23 protein-coding genes are annotated in these 26,490 nt (G+C 59.4%); 16 read left to right on the top strand and 7 right to left on the bottom strand.

Annotation, left to right across the window (positions count from 1 at the left end; genetic code table 11):
• Positions 1 to 30 precede the first annotated feature (30 nt).
• From fmt to AC07Y2_RS07580, 4 genes are read left to right on the top strand one after another with little or no spacing between them, the layout of a single operon-like run.
• Positions 31 to 990 (top strand): methionyl-tRNA formyltransferase, encoded by a 960-nt coding sequence (gene fmt / locus AC07Y2_RS07565; protein ID WP_074689778.1) that lies wholly within the window; start codon positions 31 to 33, stop codon positions 988 to 990.
• A complete protein-coding gene (gene rsmB, locus AC07Y2_RS07570; RefSeq protein WP_103385815.1) occupies positions 987 to 2,297 on the top strand; it encodes a 16S rRNA (cytosine(967)-C(5))-methyltransferase RsmB in 1,311 nt (436 codons plus the stop codon). The genes fmt and rsmB overlap by 4 nt, the downstream gene beginning before the upstream one ends.
• A gap of 22 nt (positions 2,298 to 2,319) precedes the next feature.
• Positions 2,320 to 3,696, top strand: coding sequence for a Trk system potassium transporter TrkA (gene trkA, locus AC07Y2_RS07575; RefSeq protein WP_039764938.1), 1,377 nt, complete (start codon positions 2,320 to 2,322; stop codon positions 3,694 to 3,696).
• Positions 3,697 to 3,716: 20 nt separating this feature from the next.
• The gene (locus AC07Y2_RS07580; RefSeq protein ID WP_103385814.1) at positions 3,717 to 4,031 is read left to right on the top strand and encodes a tetratricopeptide repeat protein; all 315 of its coding nucleotides are present in this window, start codon (positions 3,717 to 3,719) and stop codon (positions 4,029 to 4,031) included.
• Positions 4,032 to 4,082: 51 nt separating this feature from the next.
• Here AC07Y2_RS07580 and AC07Y2_RS07585 read toward each other — a convergent pair whose 3' ends face one another.
• Complete coding sequence (locus tag AC07Y2_RS07585; protein WP_103385813.1) at positions 4,083 to 4,970, bottom strand: lysophospholipid acyltransferase; 888 nt, start codon at positions 4,968 to 4,970, stop codon at positions 4,083 to 4,085.
• Positions 4,971 to 5,010: 40 nt separating this feature from the next.
• Positions 5,011 to 5,568 (bottom strand): DNA-3-methyladenine glycosylase I, encoded by a 558-nt coding sequence (gene tag, locus AC07Y2_RS07590; RefSeq protein ID WP_064592405.1) that lies wholly within the window; start codon positions 5,566 to 5,568, stop codon positions 5,011 to 5,013.
• A gap of 81 nt (positions 5,569 to 5,649) precedes the next feature.
• On the opposite strand from tag, the gene glyQ reads away from it, so the two are divergent.
• From glyQ to AC07Y2_RS07610, 4 genes are all read left to right on the top strand, one after another.
• Positions 5,650 to 6,603: a glycine--tRNA ligase subunit alpha gene (glyQ, locus tag AC07Y2_RS07595; RefSeq protein ID WP_003187265.1), complete on the top strand. Its 954-nt coding sequence runs from the start codon at positions 5,650 to 5,652 to the stop codon at positions 6,601 to 6,603.
• Complete coding sequence (gene glyS, locus AC07Y2_RS07600; protein WP_064592404.1) at positions 6,600 to 8,654, top strand: glycine--tRNA ligase subunit beta; 2,055 nt, start codon at positions 6,600 to 6,602, stop codon at positions 8,652 to 8,654. The genes glyQ and glyS overlap by 4 nt, the downstream gene beginning before the upstream one ends.
• 4 nt (positions 8,655 to 8,658) lie before the next feature.
• The gene (gene gmhB, locus AC07Y2_RS07605) at positions 8,659 to 9,198 is read left to right on the top strand and encodes a D-glycero-beta-D-manno-heptose 1,7-bisphosphate 7-phosphatase (RefSeq protein WP_164872121.1); all 540 of its coding nucleotides are present in this window, start codon (positions 8,659 to 8,661) and stop codon (positions 9,196 to 9,198) included.
• A gap of 82 nt (positions 9,199 to 9,280) precedes the next feature.
• Positions 9,281 to 10,060 (top strand): lysophospholipid acyltransferase family protein, encoded by a 780-nt coding sequence (locus AC07Y2_RS07610; protein WP_103385812.1) that lies wholly within the window; start codon positions 9,281 to 9,283, stop codon positions 10,058 to 10,060.
• 157 nt (positions 10,061 to 10,217) lie between these two features.
• Here AC07Y2_RS07610 and AC07Y2_RS07615 read toward each other — a convergent pair whose 3' ends face one another.
• Positions 10,218 to 11,759: a sensor histidine kinase gene (locus AC07Y2_RS07615; protein WP_103385811.1), complete on the bottom strand. Its 1,542-nt coding sequence runs from the start codon at positions 11,757 to 11,759 to the stop codon at positions 10,218 to 10,220.
• Positions 11,760 to 11,925: 166 nt separating this feature from the next.
• Between AC07Y2_RS07615 and AC07Y2_RS07620 the strand changes: the two genes are divergently transcribed.
• A complete protein-coding gene (locus AC07Y2_RS07620) occupies positions 11,926 to 12,642 on the top strand; it encodes a response regulator transcription factor (protein ID WP_085667304.1) in 717 nt (238 codons plus the stop codon).
• Positions 12,643 to 12,704: 62 nt separating this feature from the next.
• On the opposite strand, the gene gyrB is transcribed toward AC07Y2_RS07620, so the two are convergent.
• The 4 genes from gyrB to dnaA are packed head-to-tail and all read right to left on the bottom strand — an operon-like array spanning position 12,705 to position 18,912.
• A complete protein-coding gene (gene gyrB, locus AC07Y2_RS07625) occupies positions 12,705 to 15,122 on the bottom strand; it encodes a DNA topoisomerase (ATP-hydrolyzing) subunit B (protein WP_011331734.1) in 2,418 nt (805 codons plus the stop codon).
• A gap of 5 nt (positions 15,123 to 15,127) precedes the next feature.
• On the bottom strand, positions 15,128 to 16,231 hold the full coding sequence (recF, locus tag AC07Y2_RS07630) for a DNA replication/repair protein RecF (RefSeq protein WP_003220208.1): 1,104 nt from the start codon (positions 16,229 to 16,231) through the stop codon (positions 15,128 to 15,130).
• A 14-nt stretch (positions 16,232 to 16,245) separates the two neighbouring features.
• A complete protein-coding gene (dnaN, locus tag AC07Y2_RS07635) occupies positions 16,246 to 17,349 on the bottom strand; it encodes a DNA polymerase III subunit beta (RefSeq protein ID WP_011331733.1) in 1,104 nt (367 codons plus the stop codon).
• Between the two features lie 39 nt (positions 17,350 to 17,388).
• Positions 17,389 to 18,912: a chromosomal replication initiator protein DnaA gene (gene dnaA, locus AC07Y2_RS07640; protein ID WP_039764962.1), complete on the bottom strand. Its 1,524-nt coding sequence runs from the start codon at positions 18,910 to 18,912 to the stop codon at positions 17,389 to 17,391.
• Between the two features lie 568 nt (positions 18,913 to 19,480).
• Between dnaA and rpmH the strand changes: the two genes are divergently transcribed.
• From rpmH to rsmG, 7 genes are all read left to right on the top strand, one after another.
• Entirely contained in the window at positions 19,481 to 19,615 is a 135-nt protein-coding gene (gene rpmH / locus AC07Y2_RS07645) for a 50S ribosomal protein L34 (protein WP_003213577.1), read from the top strand.
• A gap of 16 nt (positions 19,616 to 19,631) precedes the next feature.
• Positions 19,632 to 20,033 (top strand): ribonuclease P protein component, encoded by a 402-nt coding sequence (gene rnpA, locus AC07Y2_RS07650; RefSeq protein WP_039765426.1) that lies wholly within the window; start codon positions 19,632 to 19,634, stop codon positions 20,031 to 20,033.
• A complete protein-coding gene (yidD, locus tag AC07Y2_RS07655) occupies positions 20,026 to 20,271 on the top strand; it encodes a membrane protein insertion efficiency factor YidD (protein WP_010465488.1) in 246 nt (81 codons plus the stop codon). Before rnpA ends, yidD begins: the two co-directional genes overlap by 8 nt.
• A gap of 2 nt (positions 20,272 to 20,273) precedes the next feature.
• Positions 20,274 to 21,956 carry a membrane protein insertase YidC gene (gene yidC, locus AC07Y2_RS07660; RefSeq protein ID WP_074689782.1) on the top strand — a complete coding sequence of 561 codons (1,683 nt, stop codon included), beginning with the start codon at positions 20,274 to 20,276 and terminating at the stop codon, positions 21,954 to 21,956.
• Positions 21,957 to 22,037: 81 nt separating this feature from the next.
• On the top strand, positions 22,038 to 23,408 hold the full coding sequence (gene mnmE, locus AC07Y2_RS07665) for a tRNA uridine-5-carboxymethylaminomethyl(34) synthesis GTPase MnmE (protein WP_039764968.1): 1,371 nt from the start codon (positions 22,038 to 22,040) through the stop codon (positions 23,406 to 23,408).
• Positions 23,409 to 23,944: 536 nt separating this feature from the next.
• A complete protein-coding gene (gene mnmG, locus AC07Y2_RS07670) occupies positions 23,945 to 25,843 on the top strand; it encodes a tRNA uridine-5-carboxymethylaminomethyl(34) synthesis enzyme MnmG (RefSeq protein ID WP_103385810.1) in 1,899 nt (632 codons plus the stop codon).
• Positions 25,840 to 26,484, top strand: coding sequence for a 16S rRNA (guanine(527)-N(7))-methyltransferase RsmG (gene rsmG / locus AC07Y2_RS07675; RefSeq protein WP_007911906.1), 645 nt, complete (start codon positions 25,840 to 25,842; stop codon positions 26,482 to 26,484). Before mnmG ends, rsmG begins: the two co-directional genes overlap by 4 nt.
• The last annotated feature ends 6 nt before the right edge of the window (positions 26,485 to 26,490 follow it).

Raw genomic sequence — 26,490 nt, forward strand, 5'->3', positions numbered from 1 at the left:
CAAGCCTTTTTCTTTTTATGAGACTCCCCCATGACTGAGCCACTGCGCATCGTTTTTGCCGGCACCCCGGAATTCGCCGCCGAACACCTCAAGGCCCTGCTGGACAGCCCTTACGAGATCGTTGCGGTCTACACCCAACCGGATCGCCCGGCCGGTCGTGGGCAAAAACTGATGCCGAGCCCGGTCAAACAGCTCGCCCTGGAAAACAATATTCAGGTGTTGCAGCCGCCGACCCTGCGCAACGCTGACGCTCAAGCCGAGCTCGCTGCGCTCAAGCCGGATTTGATGGTGGTGGTTGCCTACGGCCTGATCCTGCCGCAAGCGGTGCTGGATATTCCGCGCCTGGGCTGCATCAACAGCCACGCCTCGCTGCTGCCACGCTGGCGCGGTGCGGCGCCGATCCAGCGCGCCGTGGAAGCGGGCGATGCCGAAAGCGGCGTGACCGTGATGCGCATGGAAGCCGGCCTCGATACCGGGCCGATGCTGCTTAAAGTCGTGACCCCGATCAGCGCCGAAGACACCGGCGGCAGCCTCCATGATCGCCTGGCCGAAATGGGCCCGCCAGCCGTGGTGCAGGCAATTGCCGGTCTGGCCGCCGGCACCCTGGAAGGCGAAGTGCAGAACGACGAGCTCGCCACCTACGCGCACAAACTGAACAAGGACGAAGCACGCCTCGACTGGAGCCGTCCGGCCGTCGAGCTGGAGCGTCTGGTCCGCGCCTTCAATCCATGGCCGATCACCCACAGCACGCTCAACGGCGAAGCGCTGAAAGTGCTCGCGGCGACACTGGCCGAAGGCAAAGGCGCACCGGGCACGATTCTCGGCGCCAGCAAGGACGGTCTGCTAGTCGCCTGCGGCGAACAGGCGCTGTGCCTGACCCGTCTGCAATTGCCCGGCGGCAAGGCGCTGAACTTCAGCGATCTGTTCAACAGCCGCCGTGAGAAATTCGCCACCGGCACCGTGCTGGGCGCAGCGGTGGACGCGCAATGAACCCGCGTCTGGCCGCCGCCAAGGCACTCGCCGCCGTTCTGAGCGGCAAGGCTTCGCTCAATAGCTCCCTGCCGACGCAACTGGACAAGGTCGAGGATCGCGATCGCGGCTTCACTCAGGACCTGGCGTTCGGCACCGCGCGCTGGCAGCCACGCTTGTCGGCGCTGGCGGAAAAACTGCTGCAGAAGCCGTTCAAGGCAGCTGACGCCGATGTCGAGGCATTGCTGCTGGTCGGCCTCTATCAACTGCTCTACACCCGCGTTCCGCCGCACGCCGCCATTGGCGAAACCGTCGGTTGCGCCGACAAGCTGAAAAAGCCGTGGGCCAAGGGCTTGCTCAACGCCGTACTGCGCAATGCCCAGCGCGAACATGAGGCGATCTTCGCCGAACTGGAACGCGATCCGGTGGTGCGCACCGCCCACCCGCGCTGGCTGCAAAAATCCCTGAAGGCCTTCTGGCCTGAGCAATGGGAAGCCATCTGCGAAGCCAACAACGCGCATCCGCCGATGATCCTGCGGGTCAACCGTCGTCGTCACAGCCGTGACGCATACCTGGGTCTGCTGATAGAAGCGGGAATCGCTGCGCAGCCGTGCACTTTCAGCCGCGACGGCATCGTGCTGGATGCTGCTGCCGACGTGCGCAGCCTGCCTGGCTTCGCCGAAGGCTGGATCAGCGTGCAAGACGAAGCCGCGCAACTGGCCGCCGACCTGCTTGACCTCGCGCCGGGCCAGCGAGTGCTGGACGCCTGCTGCGCGCCGGGCGGCAAGACGTGCCACATACTCGAAGCCGAACCGGCACTGGCCGGCGTGGTGGCGGTGGACCTGGAAGCCAAGCGGCTGGTGCGAGTGAAGGAAAACCTCGAACGTCTCGGCTTGAGCGCCGAACTGATCGCCGCCGACGGTCGCGACACGGCAGCGTGGTGGGACGGCAAACCGTTCCAGCGCATCCTGCTCGACGCGCCATGCTCGGCCACCGGCGTGATCCGCCGTCATCCGGACATCAAGCTGACCCGTCAGGCCGACGACATCGCCGCCCTCGCGCAACTGCAAGGCGAGTTGCTCGACGCGATGTGGAAAACCCTCGAAGTGGGCGGCATTCTGCTCTACGCCACCTGCTCGACCTTGCCGACCGAGAACACCGAAGTGATCGCCGCGTTCCTTGAGCGCACGCCGGGCGCGCGGGAGCTGGATCTGGCCACCGCCGCCGGGATCAAGCAGCCCCATGGTCGCCAATTGCTGGCCCAGCAGGGCGGGCATGACGGGTTCTACTACGCCAAGCTGATCAAGATCGCTGCCGCGCGCGGCTAAACGGATTCAATGGAGTGACTGGATGAAAATCATCATCCTCGGTGCGGGACAGGTCGGCGGTTCGCTGGCTGAACATCTGGCCAGCGAGGCCAATGACATCACGGTGGTCGACACTGACGGCGACCGTCTGCGCGATCTTGGCGATCGCCTCGACATCCGCACCGTGCAGGGCCGAGGCTCGCTGCCGAACATTCTGCGTCAGGCCGGTGCCGACGACGCCGACATGCTGGTCGCGGTGACCAACAGCGACGAAACCAACATGGTTGCCTGCCAGGTCGCTCACACCCTGTTCCACACCCCGACCAAGATTGCCCGGGTGCGCGAAGCGTCTTATCTGACCCGCGAGGAGCAGCTGTTCCAGAACGAGGCGATTCCGGTCGACGTGCTGATCAGTCCTGAGCAGGTCGTCACCAACTACATCAAGCGTCTGATCCAGCATCCCGGCGCCTTGCAGGTGATCGATTTCGCCGAAGGCCAGGCACAACTGGTCGCGGTGCGCGCCTACTACGGCGGGCCGCTGGTGGGCCAGCAGCTGCGCCAGTTGCGCGAACACATGCCGAATGTGGAAACACGGGTGGCCGCGATTTTCCGCCGCGATCGACCGATTCTTCCCCAGGGCGACACGGTGATCGAGGCCGACGACGAAGTCTTCTTCATTGCCGCCCGTGCGAACATTCGCGCGGTGATGAGCGAAATGCGCCGGCTAGACGAAAGCTACAAGCGCATCGTCATCGCCGGTGGCGGGCAGATCGGCGAACGGCTGGCCGAGGCCATCGAAAGCCGCTATCAGGTGAAGATCATCGAGATGAATCCGGCGCGCTGTCGTTATCTCTCCGACACCCTCGACAGCACCGTGGTGTTGCAGGGCAGCGCGTCGGATCGCGACCTGCTGCTGGAAGAGAACATCGCCGACGCCGACATCTTCCTCGCCCTGACCAACGATGACGAAGCCAACATCATGTCGTCGCTGCTGGCCAAGCGCCTGGGCGCGAAGAAGGTGATGACGATCATCAACAACCCGGCCTACGTCGACCTGATCCAGGGCGGTGACATCGACATCGCCATCAGCCCGCAACTGGCAACCATCGGCACCTTGCTGGCCCACGTGCGGCGCGGCGATATCGTCAGCGTGCACTCATTGCGCCGTGGCGCGGCGGAAGCCATCGAAGCGGTGGCCCACGGAGATTCGAAGTCGAGCAAGGTCATCGGCAAGACCATCGACAACATTGCGCTGCCGCCGGGAACTACCATTGGCGCGATCATCCGCGATGAAGAAGTGATTATCGCCCATGGCGACACGGTGATTGCCGCCGGCGACCATGTGATTCTGTTCCTTGTGGATAAAAAGCATATTCGCGATGTGGAGAAGCTGTTCCACGTGGGCCTGAGTTTCTTCTGATCGACCTAGAGACGAGACCGATGATCGAATCCCTGGAAAAAATGCTCGCCAAGGGTGTGGATAACTCGCTGCTGCGCTTCGGCCTCGGCAAGGGTTATCTGGATCTGGGGGAGAACGCGAAGGCAGCCGAGCACTTGCAGCGTTGCGTCGGCTTCGATACGAAGTACTCGGCGGCGTGGAAACTATTGGGCAAGGCACAATTGGCGCTTGGGGATCTGCCAGCGGCACGGCAGGCATGGGAGCAGGGGCTGGAAGCGGCCCGGGCCCATGGCGACAAGCAGGCCGAGAAGGAAATGACGGTGTTTCTGAAGAAGCTCGAAAGGCAGAAACCGTGACGGCTGTGGATAACCCGTTTTGTCAGGTTATCCACAATTGCACAGGGCTGATCAGTACCAGCGCGCCTCACCCGCCGGACGCTTCTTGAAGCGTTTCATGCTCCACATGTACTGGCTCGGATAAGCCGCCACATAACGTTCAACCACCTGACTCATCGCCGCGCAGGACGTTTCGGTGTCGGTGCTGTACATCGCTTCTGGCGCCGCTTCGAGGATCACCTTGTAGCCGGAACCGTCCGGCAGACGCAGGGCATGCAGGAACACCCCGACGGCTTTGCCACCGGCGAGCATGTTCGGTACGAACTTGCTGGTCAGGGCCTGAGTGGCGAAGAACGGCACGAAGATCCCGGCGGATTCCGCCGGTTCCGGATCCGCGGGAATCCCCACCTGGCCGCCCTTGCGCACTTCCTTGATGACACTGAGGATGCCTTCCTTGGTCGACGCGGCGACTTTGTTGCCCAGTTGTACGCGCTGCTTGCGCAGCAATTCATCCACAGCCTTGAGCTTTGGTGGTCGGTAGAAAATTATCGGTTTGCACTGGCTGCAATAGAAGTGGTTGAGCACTTCCCAGTTGCCCAGGTGACTGGTGATGCCAACCACGCCCTTGCCCGAGGCCAGCGCGTCTTTCAGCACTTCAAGGCCTTCGACTTCGCGTACCAGGTCGATGGAGCGCTGGGCCGGCCAGATCCAGGCGCAGGCGCTTTCGGTCAGAGACTTGCCGATGTCCTTGAGGCTCTGGCCGACCAGACGCTCGCGTTCGGCCGGGTCCATCTGTGGAAAACATTTGGCCAGGTTGATCCGCACCACATCGCGGGAGCGGTTGGGGGTTTTCCACATGATCCAGCCGATCGCCGAACCCACGGCCTGTACGGCCCGCCAAGGAAGCAGGGCAAACAGCCGCAGAGCGCCAACCAGCATGGCGCCTTTAAACTTTTCCACAGGTCACTCCTGATCTTGTGCTGTGCGCGAGGCGGCCATTCTAACCGCCGTTGACGAGCTGCGCGTAGCGGTCGCAGTCCTGAGTGTGATCCATGACCATGCCCGAGGCCTGCATCAGCGCGTAGCAGATGGTCGGGCCGACGAAGGTGAAACCGGCTTTTTTCAGACCTTTGCTCATGGCCACGGCCTGCGGGGTGATGGCCGGGACTTCGCTGCGATCCTTGAAATGATTGATCACCGGGCGGTTATCCACAAACGACCAGAGAAACGCCACCGGATCTTCCAGCGCCAGCCAGGCCTGGGCGTTGCGCCGGGCCGCGTTGAGCTTGAGGCGGTTGCGGATGATTCCCGGATCGAGCATCAATTCATCGATTTCCGCGTCGCTCATTTGCGCCACGCGCTGTACGTCGAAGCCGAACAACACCTCGCGATATCGCTCGCGCTTGCGCAGCACGGTGATCCACGACAGCCCGGCCTGGAACCCTTCGAGCAAAAGCAACTCGAACAAACCCTGCGCATCGCGTAGCGGCGTACCCCACTCCTGATCGTGGTAAGCCATGTACAGCGGATCTTCGTTGCACCAAAAGCAGCGTGGCATAAGGCTCCAGGGGGTGGAGGTGCGACTGAATCGGGTATACTCCCGCTCTTTAAATCGCAGCCCAAGAAACAGGTGAATTTCGTGAGCCAGCCTACGCCAGCCGTGCGTACCTTCCAAGACTTGATCCTCGCGCTCCAGCAGTACTGGGCCGAGCAAGGTTGTGTGGTACTTCAGCCCTACGATATGGAAGTAGGCGCCGGCACTTTCCACACCGCGACATTCCTGCGCGCCATCGGCCCGGAAACCTGGAACGCCGCCTACGTGCAGCCAAGCCGCCGTCCGACTGACGGCCGTTACGGCGAAAACCCGAATCGTCTGCAGCACTACTACCAGTTCCAGGTAGTCCTGAAGCCGAACCCGGACAACTTCCAGGAACTGTATCTGGGCTCCCTCAAGCATGTCGGCCTGGACCCGCTGGTCCACGACATCCGCTTCGTCGAAGACAACTGGGAATCGCCGACCCTCGGCGCCTGGGGTCTGGGCTGGGAAGTCTGGCTGAACGGCATGGAAGTGACTCAGTTCACCTACTTCCAGCAAGCGGGCGGCATCGAGTGCTACCCGGTGACCGGCGAGATCACCTACGGTCTCGAGCGTCTGGCCATGTACCTGCAAGGCGTGGATTCGGTCTACGACCTGGTCTGGGCTGACGGTCCGTTCGGCAAAGTGACCTACGGCGACGTGTTCCACCAGAACGAAGTGGAGCAGTCCACCTACAACTTCGAACACGCCAACGTCGACAAGCTGTTCGAACTGTTCGACTTCTATGAAAGTGAAGCCAAGCGCCTGATCGAACTCGACCAGCCGCTGCCGTTGCCAAGCTATGAAATGGTCCTGAAGGCCTCGCACACCTTCAACCTGCTGGACGCACGCCGGGCGATCTCGGTGACCGCGCGTCAGCAATACATTCTGCGCGTGCGCACCCTGGCGCGTTCCGTCGCCCAAGCCTACCTGCTGGCCCGCGCCAAGCTGGGCTTCCCGATGGCAACCCCGGACCTGCGTGACGAAGTACTGGCCAAGCTGGAGGCTGCACAATGAGTGCTCAAGATTTTCTGGTTGAACTGGGCACCGAAGAACTGCCACCCAAAGCCCTGAACACCCTGGCCGAAGCGTTCCTTGCCGGTATCGACAAGGGCCTGCAGGCTGCCGGCCTGAATTACGAGAGCAAAACCGTTTACGCCGCGCCGCGTCGCCTGGCTGTGCTGATCACTGCGCTGGCCACCCAGCAGCCGGACCGCAGCATCAACCTCGACGGCCCGCCACGTCAGGCTGCGTTCGATGCAGAAGGCAATCCGACTCAAGCGGCACTGGGTTTTGCCAAGAAGTGCGGCGTCGAGTTGAGCGAAATCGACCAGAGCGGTCCGAAACTGCGCTACAGCCAGAACATCGCCGGCAAGCCGACTGCAAGTCTGCTGCCGACCATCGTCGAAGACTCGCTGAACGACCTGCCGATCCCGAAACGCATGCGTTGGGGTGCGCGCAAGGAAGAGTTCGTGCGTCCGACCCAGTGGCTGGTGATGCTGCTCGGCGATCAGGTCATCGACTGCACGATCCTCGCGCAGAAGGCTGGCCGTGAATCCCGTGGCCACCGTTTCCATCACCCGCAAAGCGTGCGCATCGGTTCGCCGTCGAGCTACCTGGCCGACCTGCGTGCCGCGTACGTACTGGCCGATGCCAACGAGCGTCGCGAAATCATCAGCAAGCGCACCGAAGAGCTGGCAACCCGTCAGGAAGGCACCGCGATCGTGCCTCCTGCGTTGCTCGACGAAGTGACCGCGCTGGTCGAGTGGCCGGTGCCGCTGGTGTGCTCGTTCGAGGAACGCTTCCTCGACGTGCCGCAGGAAGCGCTGATCACCACCATGCAGGACAACCAGAAGTACTTCTGCCTGCTGGATGCCGACGGCAAGTTGCTGCCACGCTTCATCACTGTGGCCAACATCGAATCCAAAGACCCGCAGCAGATCATCGCCGGTAACGAGAAGGTGGTTCGCCCACGTCTGACCGACGCCGAGTTCTTCTTCAAGCAGGACAAGAAGCAGAAGCTCGAAGCGTTCAACGATCGCCTGCAGAACGTGGTGTTCCAGGAGAAACTGGGCAGCGTCTACGACAAGGCCGAGCGCGTGTCGAAACTGGCGGCCTACATTGCCGCACGCATCGGCGGCAACGCTTCGTGGGCTGCCCGCGCAGGCCTGCTGTCCAAGTGCGACCTGGCGACCGAGATGGTCGGCGAGTTCCCGGAGATGCAAGGTGTCGCCGGTTACTACTACGCCCTCAATGACGGCGAGCCGGAAGACGTTGCCCTGGCGCTGAACGAGCAGTACATGCCGCGCGGTGCCGGTGCTGAACTGCCAGCCACCCTGACCGGTGCGGCCGTGGCCATCGCCGACAAACTCGACACCCTGGTCGGCATCTTCGGCATCGGCATGCTGCCGACCGGCAGCAAAGACCCGTATGCCCTGCGCCGTGCGGCACTCGGCGTGCTGCGGATCCTGATCGAGAAACAACTGGATCTGGACCTGAACGACGCCGTGGCTTTCGCCGTGAATGCGTTCGGTGCCAAGGTCAAGGCTGCCGGCCTGAACGACGCGGTGCTGGAGTTCATCTTCGACCGTCTGCGTGCGCGTTACGAAGACGAAGGCGTGGATGTCGCCACCTACCTGTCGGTACGTGCCCTGAAGCCGGGTTCGGCGCTGGACTTCGACCAGCGTGTGCAAGCGGTTCAGGCCTTCCGCAAACTGCCGGAAGCGGCAGCGCTGGCGGCGGTGAACAAGCGTGTGTCGAACCTGCTGAGCAAGGTGGAAGGCTCGGTGCCGACCGAAGTCCAGGCCAAGTACTTCGACAACGCCAACGAGTTCTCCCTGTACTCGGCGATCCAGCAAGCGGACCAGGCTGTACAGCCAATGGCTGCGGCGCGTCAGTACAACGAATCGCTGGCACGCCTGGCCGCTCTGCGCGAGCCGGTGGACGCGTTCTTCGACGCGGTGATGGTCAATGCCGACGACGCTAATGTGCGGGCCAACCGTTACGCGCTGCTGGCGCGTCTGCGTGGCCTGTTCCTGGGTGTTGCCGACATTTCGCTGCTGGGTTGAGGGATTGCTGTTGAAACTGCTGATTCTCGATCGGGACGGAGTGATCAATTACGACTCCGACGCTTATATCAAGTCGGTGGAAGAGTGGATTCCACTGCCCGGCTCGATCGAAGCGATTGCGCAGTTGAGCAAGGCCGGCTGGACGGTGGCGGTCGCCACCAACCAGTCGGGCATTGCTCGTGGCTACTACGACCTCGCCACCCTCGATGCCATGCACGCGCGCCTGCGCGAACTGGTGGCGGAGCAGGGCGGTGAAGTCGGGCTGATCGTGTATTGCCCGCATGGGCCGGACGAGGGTTGCGACTGCCGCAAGCCGAAACCGGGGATGTTGAAAACCATCGCACAGCATTACAACGTCGCGCTGACGAATGTCTGGTTCGTCGGCGACAGCCTTGGTGACCTGGAGGCCGCCAAAGCCGTCGATTCACAGCCCGTTTTGGTAAAGACCGGGAAAGGCGAAAAGACTCAGGCCAAGACCTTGCCGGTTGGCACCCTGATTTTTGACGATCTCGCGGCAATTGCCGCAGAACTTATCCACAACTAGAGTGCTTCTGAAGTTCCTGACCAGGGATTGATCGGGAGTGCGCTTGAACAGTCGGGCATTGCCCGTAACGGTAAACGTCGCCATGTCGATACTGCAGGCCATCAGAATCTTCCTCTTTTACCTGCTGCTGGGTACCACCGCTCTGCTGTGGTGCAGCCTGAGCTTTTTTATCGCGCCCTTTCTGCCGTTCAAGGCGCGCTATCGTTTCATCAACGTGTACTGGTGCCGCTGCGCCTTGTGGTTGACCAAGGTATTTCTCGGTATCCGTTACGAAGTCAAAGGCGCGGAAAACGTGCCTGACCGGCCCTGTGTGATTCAATCGAACCACCAGAGCACCTGGGAGACGTTTTTTCTCTCCGCTTATTTCTCGCCCTTGAGCCAGGTGCTCAAGCGTGAATTGCTGTACGTGCCGTTCTTCGGCTGGGCCATGGCCATGCTGCGACCGATCGCGATTGACCGCGACAACCCGAAAGCCGCCCTCAAGCAGGTGGCGGCGAAAGGTGACGAGCTGCTCAAGGACAATGTCTGGGTGCTGATCTTCCCTGAAGGCACTCGCGTTCCCCACGGCACCATCGGCAAGTTCTCCCGCAGTGGCAGCGCATTGGCGGTGAATGCGGGGCTTCCGGTACTGCCGATTGCACACAATGCCGGCAAGTTCTGGCCGAAAATCGGTTGGGGTAAAAAGCAGGGTGTGATTACCGTGGTCATCGGTGAGCCGATGTACGCCGAGGGTAGTGGCCCGCGCGCCATCGCCGATCTGAATGACCGGGTGCAGGCGTGGAACGAGAAAACACAACGAGAAATGGGCTCGCTGCCTCCGGCCCCTCAGGCACCGGCTGCGAACGATCAGATCGCTGTCTGAGATTTGTGGATAACCTGTGTACGGTTTGTTCGCAAAATCCCGAATTATCGAATTAACTTACTGATTTACTTATATATTTCCGAAGCTGATAAAACACCGTAAAAGGTGCATAAGTTTTTTTCGGAAGTAAGGAAACCGGCTGATATAGCCGGTTTTTTTATGCCTGCTCTTCAGCGATCAGTGGCAGTTCCAGAAGGAACGTCGTGCCTTGGTCAACCACACTCAGGCATTCGATCCGACCGCCGTGGTGATCGATCACAGCTTTGACCATCGAGAGCCCAAGCCCCACGCCATCGATACCCTGCGCAGAGGAAAACCGCCGGTACTGGCTGAACAGGTCAGGCAGTTCTTCTGCAGCGATTCCTTTGCCTTGATCGGACAGTTCACAACGCAGCCAGTCGTTGTCGCAACTGACACGCAGATTCACTGTGGATCCAGCCGGGCTGTACTTGATCGCATTTTCCAGCAGGTTGAACAGGGCGCGGGTCAACAAGCCTTGATCGGCCAGAATCAGACGCTCCTGTGATTGCTCGTCCATGTCGCTCAGGAGCTCGATGCGTTTTTGCTGAGCGATGGGCAACGCCTGATCCAGAACGTCCATGACCAGCATCCCGAACAGGCTCGGTTGAAACTGGTACGCCTCGGATTCCGCACGGGCCAGCAGAACGAAGCCGTCGGTGAGTTCCAGCGCCCGGCGTACCTGGCGCTCAATCTGTTCGAACAGTGGCGAATCCGTTCCCGCCTGATGTCGGTGCACATCGAGCAGGGCAAGAATCGCCGAATGGGGCGCGCGCAGGTCATGGGACAGGAAGCGCAGCAACACACCGCGCTGTTCCTCGGCGGCGCGTTCGGCGCTGAGGTCAGTGAGACTCAGGAGCCAGCCGATCGGCAGGTCGCCATCAACCGGCAACAATGCGGCGCGTTCCAGGCGCAGGCTACGTTCCTTGTGGTCACGAAACTCCAGCAGAGGCAGCTCGGACAGCGGCGGGTGTGGCTCTGTGGATAACTCCGGATAGCCCAGGCCCGCCAGTTGATCGAGCACATCCTCGCCCACCAGATTGTGATCGAACAGGCTCCGGGCCTTGCGATTGCCCAACAAGACTTGCCCCCGTGGATCGCTGATCAGGGTCGCGACCGGCAGATACTCCAGCCCGTCGGCGATGAATCGGCGGGTATCGCGAGTGCGGCTCATGGCTTGCTCAAGCGCCATGATCTGCCCCTGCAAGCGGTCGGCGCTGGGAAACTGCGCCCGACGCCGTTCGGGAAAGACTTTCGGTTCACTGTCCAGCCGCGCCAGCTCCCAGCCGAAGTAGGTCAGCACCACACTCAGGCGTCGCCAGTTCCAGATCAGATAGCCGAACAGCATGCCCAGCACCGCAGGCGTGGGTGACCACCAACGCCGCATTTCAGCCAGGCCTGCACTGGTCAGCAGCACACAGGCCATCCCGCCCAATGTCAGCCAGAGTGCCAGACGCGGGCGCCACAGCAGCAACCCAAGTACGCAAGCGACCAAGGCAACTGAAAGTCCCGCGCCCATCAACGGCGCCGGATCATGCAAATTGATCTGCGCACGCCAGGAAAGCAGTGCAGTCAGCGGCAACAGCACTAGACTTATCCACACCCACTCGCGCACCAGTTGCCGGAACAAACGCTGAACCTGGCTGGGTACACGGCTTTCATGTCGGCGGTGGTTATTCATGGACAACAGGGCAGGGCGGGTTGAATGGTTTCATAGGCGGCCGGTCTGAGGACGTAGACCCGAAGAATCATAGCGGCTCCCCCCACGGCGTGCCGCTTACTTTCACTGCATGGAGTGAGCCGATCCGGTCGGCACCCATTGCCCGAGCGACAAGGAATCACCGCGTATGCGCGTTGCGATACTGGACGATGAACCCGCCGAACTGCGCCGGGTCGAGCAGACCCTGCAACAAATGGCCGAGGTCGGGGGGCAGCCCTGGTCACTGCACAGCTTCGAAAGCGGTGAAGTGCTGCTGCGACAGTTGCGCCGGGAAACCTTCGACCTGCTGATCCTCGACTGGCAATTGCCCGACCTCACCGGCCTGGCGCTGCTGCGCTGGACCCGCGAACACATGGAAGCACCACCGGCGGCCATCATGCTGACCAGCCGCGATGGTGAGAGCGATATCGTCCAGGCCCTGAATGCGGGTGCCGACGATTATGTCAGCAAGCCGTTTCGGCCCAATGAACTGAAGGCCCGCGTGGCGGCGGTACTGCGCCGGCACAACCTGCAACGTAGCACCCCGGCCGACGTCCTGCGTTTCAACGACCTGGTGTTCGACGACGCCGAACTGACCGTCACCCGCGATGGAAAACCGATCGTCATGACCGAGCGCGAGTATCGTCTCGCCCATTGCCTGTTCAGCAACCTCGGCCGACCACTGTCACGGGATTACCTGTACGAACGATTCTGGCCCCACGAAGAGATGTCCACCTCGCGACCGCTGGACACGCATATCTATCGCCTGCGCAACAAGCTCGGGCTGACGGCGGATCGGGGTTGGCAGTTGTTGACGATTTATGGATATGGGTATCGGTTGGAGAGTGTGGCAGCGGGGGAGTGAATCGCAGGCAATAAAAAAGGCCAACGCTGGTGCGTTGGCCTTTTCGTTGGTGCTGACCGGGATCAGAAATCCAGGTTGGACACCGCCAAAGCATTGCTCTCGATGAAGTCACGGCGAGGTTCGACCGCATCACCCATCAGGGTGTTGAAGATCTGGTCTGCGCCAATGGCGTCTTCGATGGTGACTTTCAGCATGCGGCGCACGCTTGGGTCCATGGTGGTTTCCCAAAGCTGATCCGGGTTCATTTCACCCAGACCTTTGTATCGCTGGATGGTGTGGCGCTTGGTGCTTTCGGCCATCAGCCAGTCCAGGGCCTCCTTGAACTCGGTGACCGCTTTCTTGCGCTCGCCACGCTGGATGTACGCGCCTTCGTCGAGCAGGGTGCTCAGTTGAGCGCCGAGGGTGACGACGGTCTTGTAGTCGTTGCTGCCGAAGAAATCGCGGTTGAAGGTGACGTAGTTCGACAGGCCGTGGGAGATCAGTTCGACCTCTGGCAGCCACACGCCACGTTCACGGTCTTCACGCAGGCTGGCCTTGTAGACCAGGCCCGACTTCTCGACGGTGCGCAGACGGACTTCGTACTGGGCCAGCCAGTCCTGCATCTTCGCGTGGTCGCCGAGCATTTCCAGGCTGACGGCCGGCAGATAGATGAAGTGCTCGGTCAGCTCCTGCGGGTACAGGCGCGACAGACGCTTGAGGGTCTTCATCACCATGCGGAAGTCATTCACCAGACGTTCCAGCGCTTCACCGGAAATGCCCGGGGCGTCTTCGTTCAGGTGCAGGCTCGCATCTTCCAGGGCCGACTGCGTCATGTACTCTTCCATGGCGTCGTCGTCTTTGATGTATTGCTCTTGCTTGCCTTTCTTGACCTTGTACAGCGGCGGCTGGGCGATGTAGATGTAGCCGCGCTCAATCAGCTCCGGCAACTGACGGAAGAAGAAGGTCAGCAGCAGGGTACGGATGTGCGAACCGTCGACGTCAGCATCGGTCATGATGATGATGTTGTGATAGCGCAGCTTGTCGATGTTGTACTCTTCGCGACCGATACCGCAGCCCAGCGCGGTAATCAGGGTGCCCACTTCCTGGGACGAGATCATCTTGTCGAAACGAGCTTTCTCGACGTTGAGGATCTTGCCCTTCAGCGGCAGGATGGCCTGGGTCTTCCGGTTGCGTCCCTGCTTGGCAGAGCCGCCCGCGGAGTCACCTTCCACAAGGTACAGTTCGGACAGCGCCGGGTCTTTTTCCTGGCAGTCAGCGAGCTTGCCCGGCAGGCCGGCGATGTCCAGCGCGCCTTTGCGGCGGGTCATCTCACGAGCCTTGCGCGCGGCTTCACGGGCACGGGCGGCGTCGATCATCTTGCCGACAACCAGTTTGGCTTCGTTCGGGTTTTCCAGCAGGAAGTCGGAGAAGTACTTGCCCATTTCCTGTTCGACCGCGGTCTTCACTTCGGAAGACACCAGCTTGTCTTTGGTCTGGGAGCTGAACTTAGGATCCGGCACCTTTACCGAGATGATCGCGGTCAGGCCTTCACGGGCATCGTCACCGGTGGTGGCGACTTTGTGCTTCTTCGCCAGGCCTTCCTGCTCGATGTAGTTGTTCAGGTTACGCGTCAGTGCGGAGCGGAAGCCCACCAGGTGGGTGCCGCCGTCGCGCTGCGGAATGTTGTTGGTGAAGCACAACAGGTTCTCGTTGAAGCTGTCGTTCCACTGCAGGGCGATTTCCACGCCGATGCCGTCTTCACGCTGGATGTTGAAGTGGAACACCTGGTTGACCGCAGTCTTGTTGGTGTTCAGGTATTCAACGAACGCACGCAGGCCGCCCTCGTACTTGAACAGCTCTTCCTTGCCGCTGCGCTCGTCCTTGAGGACGATACCGACACCGGAGTTGAGGAAGGACAGTTCACGAATACGCTTGGCCAGGATGTCCCAGCTGAAATGAATATTCTTGAAGGTTTCGCTGGAAGCCTTGAAGTGAATCTGGGTGCCGGTGGTTTCGCTGTCGCCAACGATCGCCATCGGTGCCTGAGGTACGCCGTGGACGTAGGTCTGTTCCCAGATCTTGCCGCTGCGGCGAACGGTCAGGACCAGTTCTTCGGACAGCGCGTTCACAACCGAAACACCTACACCGTGCAAACCGCCGGATACCTTGTAGGAGTTGTCGTCGAACTTACCGCCGGCGTGGAGGACGGTCATGATGACCTCGGCGGCGGAAACGCCTTCCTCTTTGTGCACGTCTACCGGGATGCCACGGCCGTTGTCTTTAACGGTGATGGACTCATCCGGGTGGATGATGATGCTGATGTCGTCGCAATGGCCGGCGAGGGCTTCGTCGATCGAGTTGTCGACCACCTCGAACACCATGTGGTGCAGACCGCTGCCATCGTCGGTGTCACCAATGTACATACCGGGACGTTTGCGCACGGCATCCAGGCCTTTCAGCACTTTAATGCTCGATGAGTCGTACGTATTTTCTTCGCTCAATGCCTTCACTCCCGATGGTCGTGGGTCTGGGTGATACGGCCCTGTTCCACGTGGAACAGAGCGACTGGCGTTTCCGTCTGCCAGCCTTCCCTCAATAATTCGTGATCTACACAGGTGATAAAAACCTGGCAGCGTAAGTCTTCCAGCAAGCGGCACAGCGCGCGACGGTGGCTCTCGTCCAGTTCGGACGGCAAGTCATCCACCAGATAAATACACTGGCCGCGTCGGGCCTGGCTCACCAGATGCCCCTGGGCAATCCGCAACGCACAGACCACCAACTTCTGCTGACCCCGGGACAAGATGTCCGCGGCGTTGTGTGCACCCAATCTAAGACGCAAGTCAGCCCGTTGTGGCCCGGCCTGGGTATGACCCATCTGCTGGTCCCGTTGCACGGATCCGGCGAGTACAGCGCTCAATTCCCGGTCTTTGTCCCAGCCTCGGTAATAGCTGAGCGTCAAACCTTCGAGCTCAACCAGTTCGCTCAAGGTTTGTTCAAAGACTGGTTTCAAGGCTTTGATGTAAGCGCGGCGGTATTCATCGATTTCAGCGCTGGCCTGACACAGTTCCCTGTCCCAAACCGCTTGCGAAACGGCGTCAAGTGTACCATGCCGCAGCCAGGAGTTTCTCTGGCGCAAGGCCTTCTGCAAACGCTGCCAGGTGGCCATGAACCGTGGCTCGACGTGGAATACGCCCCAATCGAGGAACTGCCGGCGAATCTTCGGCGCACCCTCCAGCAGGCGAAAGCTGTCGGGGTTGATCAACTGCAGCGGCAGAATCTCCGCCAGTTGCGCAGCGCTGCGGGCATTCTGACCATCGATGCGAATCTGGAACTCGCCCTGACGGTCGCGAGATATCCCCAATGCGCTGTGGCCACCCTCGGCAAGTTCAACCTGACCGAATACGGTGCAAGCGAGTTGCTCATACTGGATGACCGGCAACAGCCGCGTGCTACGAAACGAACGGGCAAGCCCAAGCAGGTGAATGGCTTCCAGAACACTGGTTTTGCCGCTGCCGTTGGCGCCGTAAAGAATGTTGATTCGGGGGGAGGGGGAGAAGGTCACCGGGTGCAGATTGCGCACCGCGGTGACCGAAACGCGACTTAACGACATCCAGAGTCAGCTGATTACAGACGCATCGGCATGACAACGTAAGCCGAATCGTCGTTGTCGGACTCTTGCACCAGCGCACTGCTGTTGGAGTCGGACAGAATCAGACGAACCTGCTCGGTGGTCATCACGCCCAGCACGTCGAGCAGATAGCTGACGTTGAAGCCGATTTCCAGGGAGCCGCCGTTGTATTCCACGCCTACTTCTTCTTCCGCTTCTTCCTGCTCCGGGTTGTTGGCCTGGATCTTCAACTGACCGCTGGCCAGTTGCAGACGGATACCGCGGTACTTCTCGTTGGACAGAATCGCGGTACGGCTGAACGCTTCACGCAGCGCCTGACGATCGCCCAGTACCAACTTGTCGCCGCCTTTCGGCAGAACACGCTCGTAGTCCGGGAACTTGCCGTCGACCAGCTTGGAGGTGAAGGTGAATTCGCCGGTGGTCGCGCGGATGTGGTGCTGGCCCAGCACTATGCTGACATTGCCATCCGGCTCGGTGAGCAGACGTGCCAGTTCGAGAATACCTTTACGAGGCACAATCACCTGATGGCGATCCTGCTGGCCGATGTCGGCCTGCATCGAGCACATGGCCAGACGGTGACCGTCGGTGGCCACGGCACGGATCACACCGGTCGACACTTCCAGCAACATGCCGTTGAGGTAATAACGCACGTCTTGCTGGGCCATGGCGAAACTGGTGCGTTCGATCAGACGACGCAGCTTGCTCTGTTCCAGGCTGGTGGTCAGCGAACCCGGGCCTTCTTCCACAGTCGGGAAGTCGTTGGCCGGCAGGGTCGACAGGGTGAAACGGCTACGGCCGGCTTTCACCACCAGCTTCTGCTCGTCGACCTTGATGTCGATCAGCGCATCGTTTGGCAGGCTCTTGCAGATGTCCATCAGCTTGCGCGCAGGCACGGTGATGGAACCCGTTTCAGCCGGCTCCTCGAGTTGCACGCGACCGACCAGCTCGACTTCCAGGTCGGTACCGGTCAGCGACAGTTGCTGGCCATCGACAACCAGCAGCACGTTGGACAGTACCGGCAAGGTCTGTCGGCGCTCGACGACGCCTGCGACCAGTTGCAGGGGTTTCAACAGGGCTTCGCGTTGAATGGTGAAATGCATGGTCTAGTCCCTTGCCTTAATAAGCTGCGCTGGTGTTCATCAAGTGGTCAGTGTACGCAGCAGGTTCTTGTAGTCCTCGCGGATGTCCGCGTCGGATTCCTTAAGTTCATTGATCTTGCGGCAGGCGTGCAACACGGTCGTGTGGTCGCGACCGCCAAACACATCGCCGATTTCCGGCAGGCTGTGGTTGGTCAGTTCCTTGGACAATGCCATGGCCACCTGACGCGGACGAGCGACCGAACGCGAACGGCGCTTGGACAGCAAGTCGGAGATCTTGATCTTGTAGTACTCGGCGACGGTGCGCTGAATGTTATCCACAGAGACCAGTTTGTCCTGCAGCGCCAACAGGTCTTTCAGGGATTCGCGAATCAACTCGATGGTGATGTCGCGGCCCATGAAGTGCGAGTGGGCGATCACGCGTTTCAGCGCGCCTTCCAGCTCACGGACGTTGGAGCGAATGCGCTGGGCAATGAAGAACGCCGCATCGTGTGGCAACTCGACTTTGGCCTGGTCGGCCTTCTTCATCAAGATGGCGACGCGGGTTTCCAGCTCCGGCGGCTCGACGGCAACCGTCAGGCCCCAGCCGAAGCGGGATTTGAGGCGCTCTTCAAGGCCTTCGATTTCTTTCGGGTAGCGGTCACTGGTGAGAATGACCTGCTGGCCACCTTCAAGCAGGGCGTTGAAGGTGTGGAAAAACTCTTCCTGGGAACGTTCCTTGCGGGCGAAGAACTGAATGTCGTCGATCAGCAGGGCGTCCACCGAACGGTAGAAACGCTTGAACTCGTTGATCGCGTTCAGTTGCAGTGCCTTGACCATGTCGGCCACGAAACGCTCGGAATGCAGGTACACGACCTTGGCATTCGGGTTCTTCTTTAATAGATGGTTACCCACCGCGTGCATCAAGTGCGTCTTACCCAGACCCACGCCACCATAAAGGAAGAGCGGGTTGTAGCCGTGCTTGGGATTGTCTGCCACTTGCCAGGCCGCCGCACGGGCGAGCTGGTTGGATTTACCTTCGACGAAGTTTTCGAAGGTGAAGGTGCGATTCAGGTAGCTGGTGTGTTTGAGCGCGCCTTCGACTTGCACGGTGCGCTGTTCGGCGCGAACCGGGGCTTGTTGCGAAGCGGCACCGGCCATCGGATCGAAGCTGTCGCGGGACGGCTCTTCACTGATTTCTTCGGTTTTCTGCGTCGAACGCTTGGTCGGTGCAGGCGTGGGAGCTGGCGCTGGCGCGCTTGCCGGCGCGGCATTGGTCTGAGCCTGGGACACTTGCGCAGCGGCCAATGGCGCATTCGGTGCGGCACGCGGTGCCGAACTGCGTTTGCTGCCTATTAATAAGGAAAGCGACGGTGCCAGACCGTTGCCATGCTCATCCAGCAGTTCAAGGACGCGCCCCAGGTACTTTTCGTTGACCCAGTCCAGAACAAAACGGTTCGGTGCGTAGACGCGCAACTCGTCGCCTTCGGCTTCGACCTGTAGTGGACGGATCCAGGTGTTGAATTGTTGGGCAGGCAGCTCTTCGCGCAAAAGCTCCACGCACTGCTGCCAAAGTTCCACTGACACGGATATCCCCTAAGTTGAAAGCCGGTGAGGCAAAAACAAGCGGCCATTGTAGCGGCCAGTCGTCCACTTATCCACATGCAGGTTGCCCGGTGGACATGATTTATCAATGCGTTAAACGAGAAAAAGGCGACCGACGGTGTGTGCATAAGCTCTGTGGATAACCCTATCTGAGCACACTGGACAACTGGGGGCGAAACTCGGTGGATAACCATCCTGTGGATAACCACCCATTCCACACACAGGTTATCCGACAGCACAGCACAGGCTGAACACGGTTTTCCACTGTAGTTGTCATTCTCTGTACATCGCTTGAAACAAGGCCTTGAGCCAGTTATCCACAGACAGTGGTGTTCCTAGCTTTTACAAGCTTTACAGAAAAGCTTTAAATAATTCCCTTCTTTATTTTTATCTCTGGCAAACCGAGTAATCAGGTCCTGACAGCTCCGAAGATCTATTTATAAGGAAACGTTGGTTGGAAATTGACCTATTGGCTTGCTTTCTCTAGAATCCCCGGTCTCTTAAAACGGGGGCCATTCCGGCCCGTTGTGGACGAACCAGGTAACACGACATGAAACGTACTTTCCAACCAAGCACTATCAAACGCGCTCGTACCCACGGTTTCCGTGCTCGCATGGCTACCAAGAACGGTCGTGCCGTACTGTCGCGTCGTCGCGCCAAAGGCCGCGCACGTCTGGCAGTTTGATAATCCGGCACTGGAGGTGAGTCAGGACTTCAGTCGGGAAAAGCGTCTGCTTACTCCCCGGCATTTCAAGGCAGTCTTTGACTCCCCTACCGGCAAGGTTCCGGGGAAAAATCTCCTGCTCCTTGCGCGCAACAACGATCTCGATCACCCCCGTCTCGGACTGGTTATCGGGAAAAAGAGTGTAAAACTCTCCGTCGAGCGCAATCGCCTCAAACGTCTGATGCGCGAATCGTTTCGCCTGCACCAGGATTCACTGGTCGGCTGGGACATCGTTATCGTCGCGCGCAAAGGTTTGGGTGACGTAGAAAACCCCGAATTGATTCAGCATTTCGGCAAACTCTGGAAACGTCTGGCACGCAACAAGCCGGCACCAGCAGTCAAAACCGAAACTGTAGGGGTAGACAGTCCAGATGCGTAAACTGGCACTCGTTCCGATCCAGTTTTATCGCTACGCCATTAGTCCCCTGATGGCCAGTCACTGTCGTTTCTACCCCAGTTGTTCTTGCTACGCGTATGAAGCCATCGAAAATCATGGCCTTCTGCGCGGTGGCTGGCTGACCTTTCGTCGTTTAGGTCGCTGTCATCCGTGGAATCCCGGTGGTTATGACCCGGTTCCACCTATCCCTACCTCCCGTTCTTCTTCGATGGCCGAGTAATCATGGATATCAAACGCACGATCCTGATCGTCGCCCTGGCAATCGTGTCCTATGTCATGGTCCTTAAATGGAACCAGGACTATGGCCAGGCTGCCCTGCCGACTCAGAATGTTGCTTCCAGTACGACTACATCCGGTTTGCCGGACACCGCCACTGGCAATAATGCTGCTGCCAGTGACGATATTCCGCGCGCCGCAAGTGATACCAGCGCACCTGCCGAAACGCCGGTCGCCGTCAGCAAGGATCTGATCCAGATCAAGACCGACGTGCTCGATCTCGCGATCGATCCACAAGGTGGTGATGTTGCCCAGCTGACCTTGCCGCTGTATCCACGTCGTCAGGATCGTCCGGACGTTCCGTTCCAGCTGTTCGACAACGGTGGTGAACGTACTTATCTGGCACAGAGCGGTCTGATTGGCACCAACGGTCCGGATGCAAACCCGGCCGGTCGTCCGATCTACTCCTCGGAGAAGAAAACTTATCAACTGGCTGACGGTCAGGACCAACTGGTCGTCGACCTGAAATTCAGCAAGGACGGCGTCAATTACATCAAGCGTTTCACTCTGAAACGTGGCCTGTATGACGTGACCGTGACCTATCTGATCGACAACCAGAGCGCTCAGCCCTGGTCCGGTTCGATGTTCGCCCAGCTGAAACGCGATGCCAGCGCCGATCCTTCGTCCACAACTGCAACCGGTACCGCGACGTACCTGGGCGCCGCCCTGTGGACAAGTTCCGAGCCGTACAAGAAAGTGTCCATGAAGGACATGGACAAAGCTCAGCTCAAGGAAACCGTCACCGGTGGTTGGGTAGCCTGGCTGCAACACTACTTCGTGACTGCATGGGTTGCTCCGAAGGGCGAAAACAACATCGTCCAGACCCGTAAAGACAGCAAAGGCAACTACATCATCGGTTACACCGGTCCTTCGTTGACCGCTGCACCGGGTGCGAAAGTCGAGACCAGCGCTGTTCTTTACGCCGGTCCGAAAAGCCAGGCGGTGCTGAAAGAGTTGTCCCCAGGTCTGGAACTGACTGTCGACTACGGCATTCTGTGGTTCATTGCCCAGCCAATCTTCTGGCTGCTGCAACATATCCACAGCATCGTCGGCAACTGGGGCTGGTCGATCATCTTCCTGACCATGCTGATCAAAGGGATTTTCTTCCCTCTGTCGGCCGCCAGCTACAAGTCGATGGCCCGCATGCGCGCCGTGGCTCCGAAACTGGCTGCACTGAAAGAGCAACATGGCGATGACCGGCAGAAAATGTCGCAAGCCATGATGGAGCTGTACAAGAAAGAGAAGATCAATCCGCTGGGTGGCTGCTTGCCGATCCTGGTGCAGATGCCGGTTTTCCTTTCCCTGTACTGGGTTCTGCTGGAAAGCGTGGAAATGCGCCAGGCGCCGTTCATGCTGTGGATTACCGACCTGTCGATCAAGGATCCGTTCTTCATCCTGCCGATCATCATGGGCGCGACCATGTTCATCCAGCAGCGTCTGAACCCAACACCTCCGGATCCGATGCAGGCCAAGGTGATGAAAATGATGCCAATCATCTTCACCTTCTTCTTCCTGTGGTTCCCGGCGGGTCTGGTGCTGTACTGGGTTGTGAACAACTGCCTGTCGATTGCCCAACAGTGGTACATCACGCGTAAGATCGAAGCGGCGACGAAAAAAGCCGAGGCGTAACTTACTCTGTGGATAACACCACTCAAAACGCCCCCTAGTGGGGCGTTTTGCTATCTGCCATTTTTGTCTGGATACCGGTTTATGAGCGCACCTCGTGAAACCATCGCAGCCGTCGCTACCGCCCAGGGCCGTGGCGGCGTGGGCATCGTTCGAATTTCCGGGCCGCTGGCCAGTGTTGCGGCCAAAGCCATCAGCGGCCGTGAACTGAAACCACGGTTTGCCCACTACGGCCCGTTCTTCAGTGACGATCAACAGGTGCTGGATGAAGGTCTGGCGCTGTATTTCCCCGGGCCGAACTCGTTCACCGGCGAAGATGTACTGGAACTGCAGGGCCACGGTGGCCCGATCGTCCTCGACATGTTGCTCAAGCGTTGTCTGGAACTGGGCTGCCGTCTGGCCCGTCCCGGAGAATTCAGCGAACGCGCCTTCCTCAATGACAAACTCGACCTTGCTCAGGCCGAGGCCATCGCCGACCTGATCGAAGCCAGTTCTGCACAGGCCGCGCGCAACGCCTTGCGCTCCTTGCAAGGTGCGTTTTCCCAACGTGTGCATAACCTCACCGAACAGCTGATCGGCCTGCGGATCTATGTAGAAGCGGCTATCGACTTCCCGGAAGAAGAAATCGATTTTCTCGCCGATGGCCACGTGCTGAGCATGCTCGACAAGGTTCGTAACGAGTTATCCACCGTATTGCGCGAAGCCGGGCAGGGCGCGTTGCTGCGGGACGGTATGACCGTGGTGATCGCCGGTCGTCCGAATGCCGGTAAATCCAGCCTGCTGAATGCGCTGGCCGGTCGTGAAGCCGCGATCGTGACCGAAATCGCCGGCACCACTCGGGATATCTTGCGCGAACATATCCACATCGACGGCATGCCGCTGCACGTTGTGGACACCGCCGGTCTGCGTGATACCGATGACCATGTGGAAAAGATCGGCGTTGAACGAGCGTTGAAAGCCATTGGCGAAGCTGACCGAGTGCTGCTGGTCGTCGATGCCACTGCGCCAGAGGCCGCCGATCCGTTCGCCCTGTGGCCGGAGTTCCTCGAAACCCGGCCGGATCCGGCGAAGGTCACATTAATCCGCAACAAAGCCGATCTGACTGGCGAAGCCATTGCCCTGGAAGTCAGTGACGATGGCCACGTGACGATCAGCCTGAGCGCCAAATCTGCGGGAGAAGGTCTGGATCTGCTGCGTGATCACCTCAAAGCCTGCATGGGTTACGAGCAAACCTCGGAAAGCAGCTTCAGCGCACGACGCCGGCACCTGGAAGCCCTGCGTCATGCCAGTGATGCCCTGGAACATGGACGTGCCCAGCTGACGTTGGCGGGTGCTGGTGAACTGCTGGCCGAAGACCTGCGTCAGGCCCAGCAGTCCCTTGGGGAAATCACCGGAGCGTTCAGCTCGGATGATCTGCTGGGACGGATCTTTTCCAGCTTCTGCATCGGTAAATAAGCCTTCCGTTGTCCACAGACAGGTCCGTTTGCGACCTGTCTGTTCTCCCTCCCTCGTATTTCCTTCCTCCAGTGCCGGACAGATTCCTGTTCCTGAGCGGATTCCTTCATTCACCCGATTTCTGTGGATTAAGCCCTGTGAATAACTGCCACTGAGGGCAGTTGATAACAGGACCTGAAAGCTGAACATAACTACCTCTGTGGATAACCTACCCTTTCATCCACAGGCTTACACCGGTTATCCAACGGCCTCATGGCGACATGGCCACAGGGTTTTGAATCTCTGTACACATTGAAAATAAAGGCCTGTGTAAATCTATCCACAGAAATCATGGGCAGTAAGAATAAGCTTTAAAACAAAGGTTTTATAAATTTCTCTCTTTTTTATTCTTTTAACCGCGAGTTCTCCACAGCTGGTTAAATTTTGTGCAAAGGGTTCTTTAGGAAGGGCGAAGTCCCTATACTTGCCGACCAGGTCCAGAAACCTGATCTCAAACTATTCCTGAATTACCTACTTAAGCAGGCACGAGGTGCGTGGTGGATTTCCCTTCCCGTTTTGAAGTGATCGTCATCGGCGGCGGTCATGCCGGTACCGAGGCAGCACTGGCCTCAGCACGCATGGGTGCAAAAACCCTTCTGCTGACGCACAACGTGGAAACCCTCGGTGCCATGAGTTGCAACCCGGCTATCGGTGGCATCGGCAAAAGCCATCTGGTCAAGGAAATCGACGCCCTCGGCGGCGCGATGGCCATGGCCACCGATCTGGGCGGTATCCAGTTTCGCGTGTTGAACAGCCGCAAAGGCCCGGCCGTACGGGCGACCCGTGCGCAAGCCGACCGGATTTTGTACAAGGCCGCTGTCCGCGAAATTCTGGAAAACCAGCCGAACCTGTGGATATTTCAACAAGCTGCTGACGACCTGATCGTCGAGCAGGAACAAGTACGCGGTGTCGTCACCCAAATGGGTCTGCGTTTCTTCGCCGATTCCGTGGTTTTGACCACCGGTACGTTCCTGGGCGGACTTATCCACATCGGCTTGCAGAATTTTTCCGGTGGTCGCGCCGGTGATCCACCATCGATCGCCCTGGCGCATCGTCTGCGTGAATTGCCGCTGCGTGTCGGTCGCCTGAAAACCGGTACGCCACCACGTATCGACGGCAAGTCTGTGGATTTCTCGGTGATGACCGAGCAGCCAGGCGATACGCCGATCCCGGTGATGTCGTTCATGGGCAACAAGGAACAACATCCACGGCAAGTCAGTTGCTGGATTACCCACACCAACGCCCGCACCCACGAAATCATTGCCGCGAACCTCGATCGCTCGCCGATGTATTCCGCTGCAGGCGAAATCGAAGGCATTGGTCCGCGTTATTGCCCGTCGATCGAAGACAAGATTCACCGATTTGCCGACAAGGAAAGCCATCAGGTGTTCATCGAGCCGGAAGGCCTGACCACCCATGAGCTTTATCCGAACGGGATATCCACAAGCTTGCCGTTCGACGTGCAATTGCAGATCGTGCAATCGATCCGCGGCATGGAAAATGCGCACATCGTGCGTCCGGGTTATGCGATCGAGTACGACTATTTCGATCCGCGCGACCTGAAGTACAGCCTGGAAACCAAGGTGATCGGCGGTCTGTTCTTCGCTGGCCAGATCAACGGCACCACCGGTTACGAAGAAGCCGGTGCCCAGGGGTTGCTCGCCGGTGCCAACGCCGCATTGCGTGCGAAAGGCAAAGAAGCCTGGTGCCCGCGTCGCGACGAAGCCTACATTGGGGTATTGGTCGACGACCTGATCACCCTCGGTACCCAAGAGCCGTACCGCATGTTCACTTCCCGTGCCGAGTACCGCCTGATCCTGCGTGAGGACAACGCCGACCTGCGTCTGACCGAAAAAGGTCGCGAACTGGGCCTGGTCGATGACGCGCGCTGGGCAGCGTTCTGCAAGAAACGCGAAAGCATCGAAATCGAAGAGCAACGCCTGAAAAGCACCTGGGTTCGCCCGGGCACCCCGCAGGGCGATGCGATTGCCGACAAATTCGGCACGCCGCTGACTCACGAATACAACTTGCTCAATCTCTTGAGCCGTCCGGAAATCGACTACGCTGGTCTGGTCGAAGTGACCGGGCAGGGCGCCGAAGATCCACAGGTCGCCGAACAGGTCGAGATCAAGACCAAGTACGCCGGTTACATCGATCGCCAACAGGACGAAATCGCCCGTCTGCGTGCCAGTGAAGACACGAAACTGCCTGTGGATATCGATTACACCAACATTTCCGGTCTCTCCAAGGAGATCCAGAGCAAGCTGGGTGCCACGCGTCCCGAGACGCTGGGCCAGGCTTCGCGGATCCCCGGTGTGACCCCGGCAGCGATCTCGCTGTTGATGATTCATTTGAAAAAACGCGGCGCGGGCCGTCAGTTGGAGCAAAGCGCTTGAGTTCTAAGGTCACTTCGCAACACGCCGAAGAGTTATCCACAGGAGCCCGCGAGCTCGGTGTCAATCTCACTGAAACCCAGCACGAACTGCTGCTGGGTTATCTGGCCCTGTTGATCAAATGGAACCAGGCCTACAACCTGACTGCCGTTCGCGATCCGGACGAAATGGTTTCCCGTCATTTGCTCGATAGCCTGAGCGTGATGTCGTTCATCGAAAATGGGCGCTGGCTGGATGTCGGCAGCGGCGGCGGAATGCCGGGGATCCCTCTGGCGATCCTGTATCCGGACTCGCAGGTGACCTGTCTGGACAGCAACGGCAAGAAAACCCGCTTCCTGACCCAGGTCAAACTCGAACTCAAACTGGATAACCTGCAAGTTATCCACAGTCGCGTCGAAGCCTTCCAGCCTGCACAGCCGTTCAACGGGATCATTTCCCGGGCGTTCAGCAGCATGGAGAACTTCACCAACTGGACTCGCCACCTCGGCGACGCCGATACGCGCTGGCTGGCAATGAAGGGCGTCCATCCGGCGGATGAGCTGGTAGCATTGCCGGCAGACTTCAAACTCGATAGCGAACACGCCCTGGCCGTACCCGGTTGCCAAGGCCAACGCCATCTGCTGATACTGCGCCGCACGGCATGATTGGGA

The sequence above is a fragment of the Pseudomonas sp. GW456-12-1-14-TSB6 genome (genome assembly GCF_059424205.1).

Excerpts from the sequence above, each read along its gene's own strand:
- dnaN (WP_011331733.1), bottom strand. The coding sequence starts at position 17,349 with ATGCATTTCACCATTCAACGCGAAGCCCTGTTGAAACCCCTGCAACTG.
- AC07Y2_RS07610 (WP_103385812.1), top strand. The coding sequence starts at position 9,281 with ATGTCGATACTGCAGGCCATCAGAATCTTCCTCTTTTACCTGCTGCTG.
- yidC (WP_074689782.1), top strand. The coding sequence starts at position 20,274 with ATGGATATCAAACGCACGATCCTGATCGTCGCCCTGGCAATCGTGTCC.
- mnmE (WP_039764968.1), top strand. The coding sequence starts at position 22,038 with ATGAGCGCACCTCGTGAAACCATCGCAGCCGTCGCTACCGCCCAGGGC.
- yidD (WP_010465488.1), top strand. The coding sequence starts at position 20,026 with ATGCGTAAACTGGCACTCGTTCCGATCCAGTTTTATCGCTACGCCATT.
- fmt (WP_074689778.1), top strand. The coding sequence starts at position 31 with ATGACTGAGCCACTGCGCATCGTTTTTGCCGGCACCCCGGAATTCGCC.
- rpmH (WP_003213577.1), top strand. The coding sequence starts at position 19,481 with ATGAAACGTACTTTCCAACCAAGCACTATCAAACGCGCTCGTACCCAC.
- glyS (WP_064592404.1), top strand. The coding sequence starts at position 6,600 with ATGAGTGCTCAAGATTTTCTGGTTGAACTGGGCACCGAAGAACTGCCA.
- AC07Y2_RS07580 (WP_103385814.1), top strand. The coding sequence starts at position 3,717 with ATGATCGAATCCCTGGAAAAAATGCTCGCCAAGGGTGTGGATAACTCG.
- AC07Y2_RS07615 (WP_103385811.1), bottom strand. The coding sequence starts at position 11,759 with ATGAATAACCACCGCCGACATGAAAGCCGTGTACCCAGCCAGGTTCAG.
- trkA (WP_039764938.1), top strand. The coding sequence starts at position 2,320 with ATGAAAATCATCATCCTCGGTGCGGGACAGGTCGGCGGTTCGCTGGCT.
- rsmB (WP_103385815.1), top strand. The coding sequence starts at position 987 with ATGAACCCGCGTCTGGCCGCCGCCAAGGCACTCGCCGCCGTTCTGAGC.
- AC07Y2_RS07620 (WP_085667304.1), top strand. The coding sequence starts at position 11,926 with ATGCGCGTTGCGATACTGGACGATGAACCCGCCGAACTGCGCCGGGTC.
- recF (WP_003220208.1), bottom strand. The coding sequence starts at position 16,231 with ATGTCGTTAAGTCGCGTTTCGGTCACCGCGGTGCGCAATCTGCACCCG.
- tag (WP_064592405.1), bottom strand. The coding sequence starts at position 5,568 with ATGCCACGCTGCTTTTGGTGCAACGAAGATCCGCTGTACATGGCTTAC.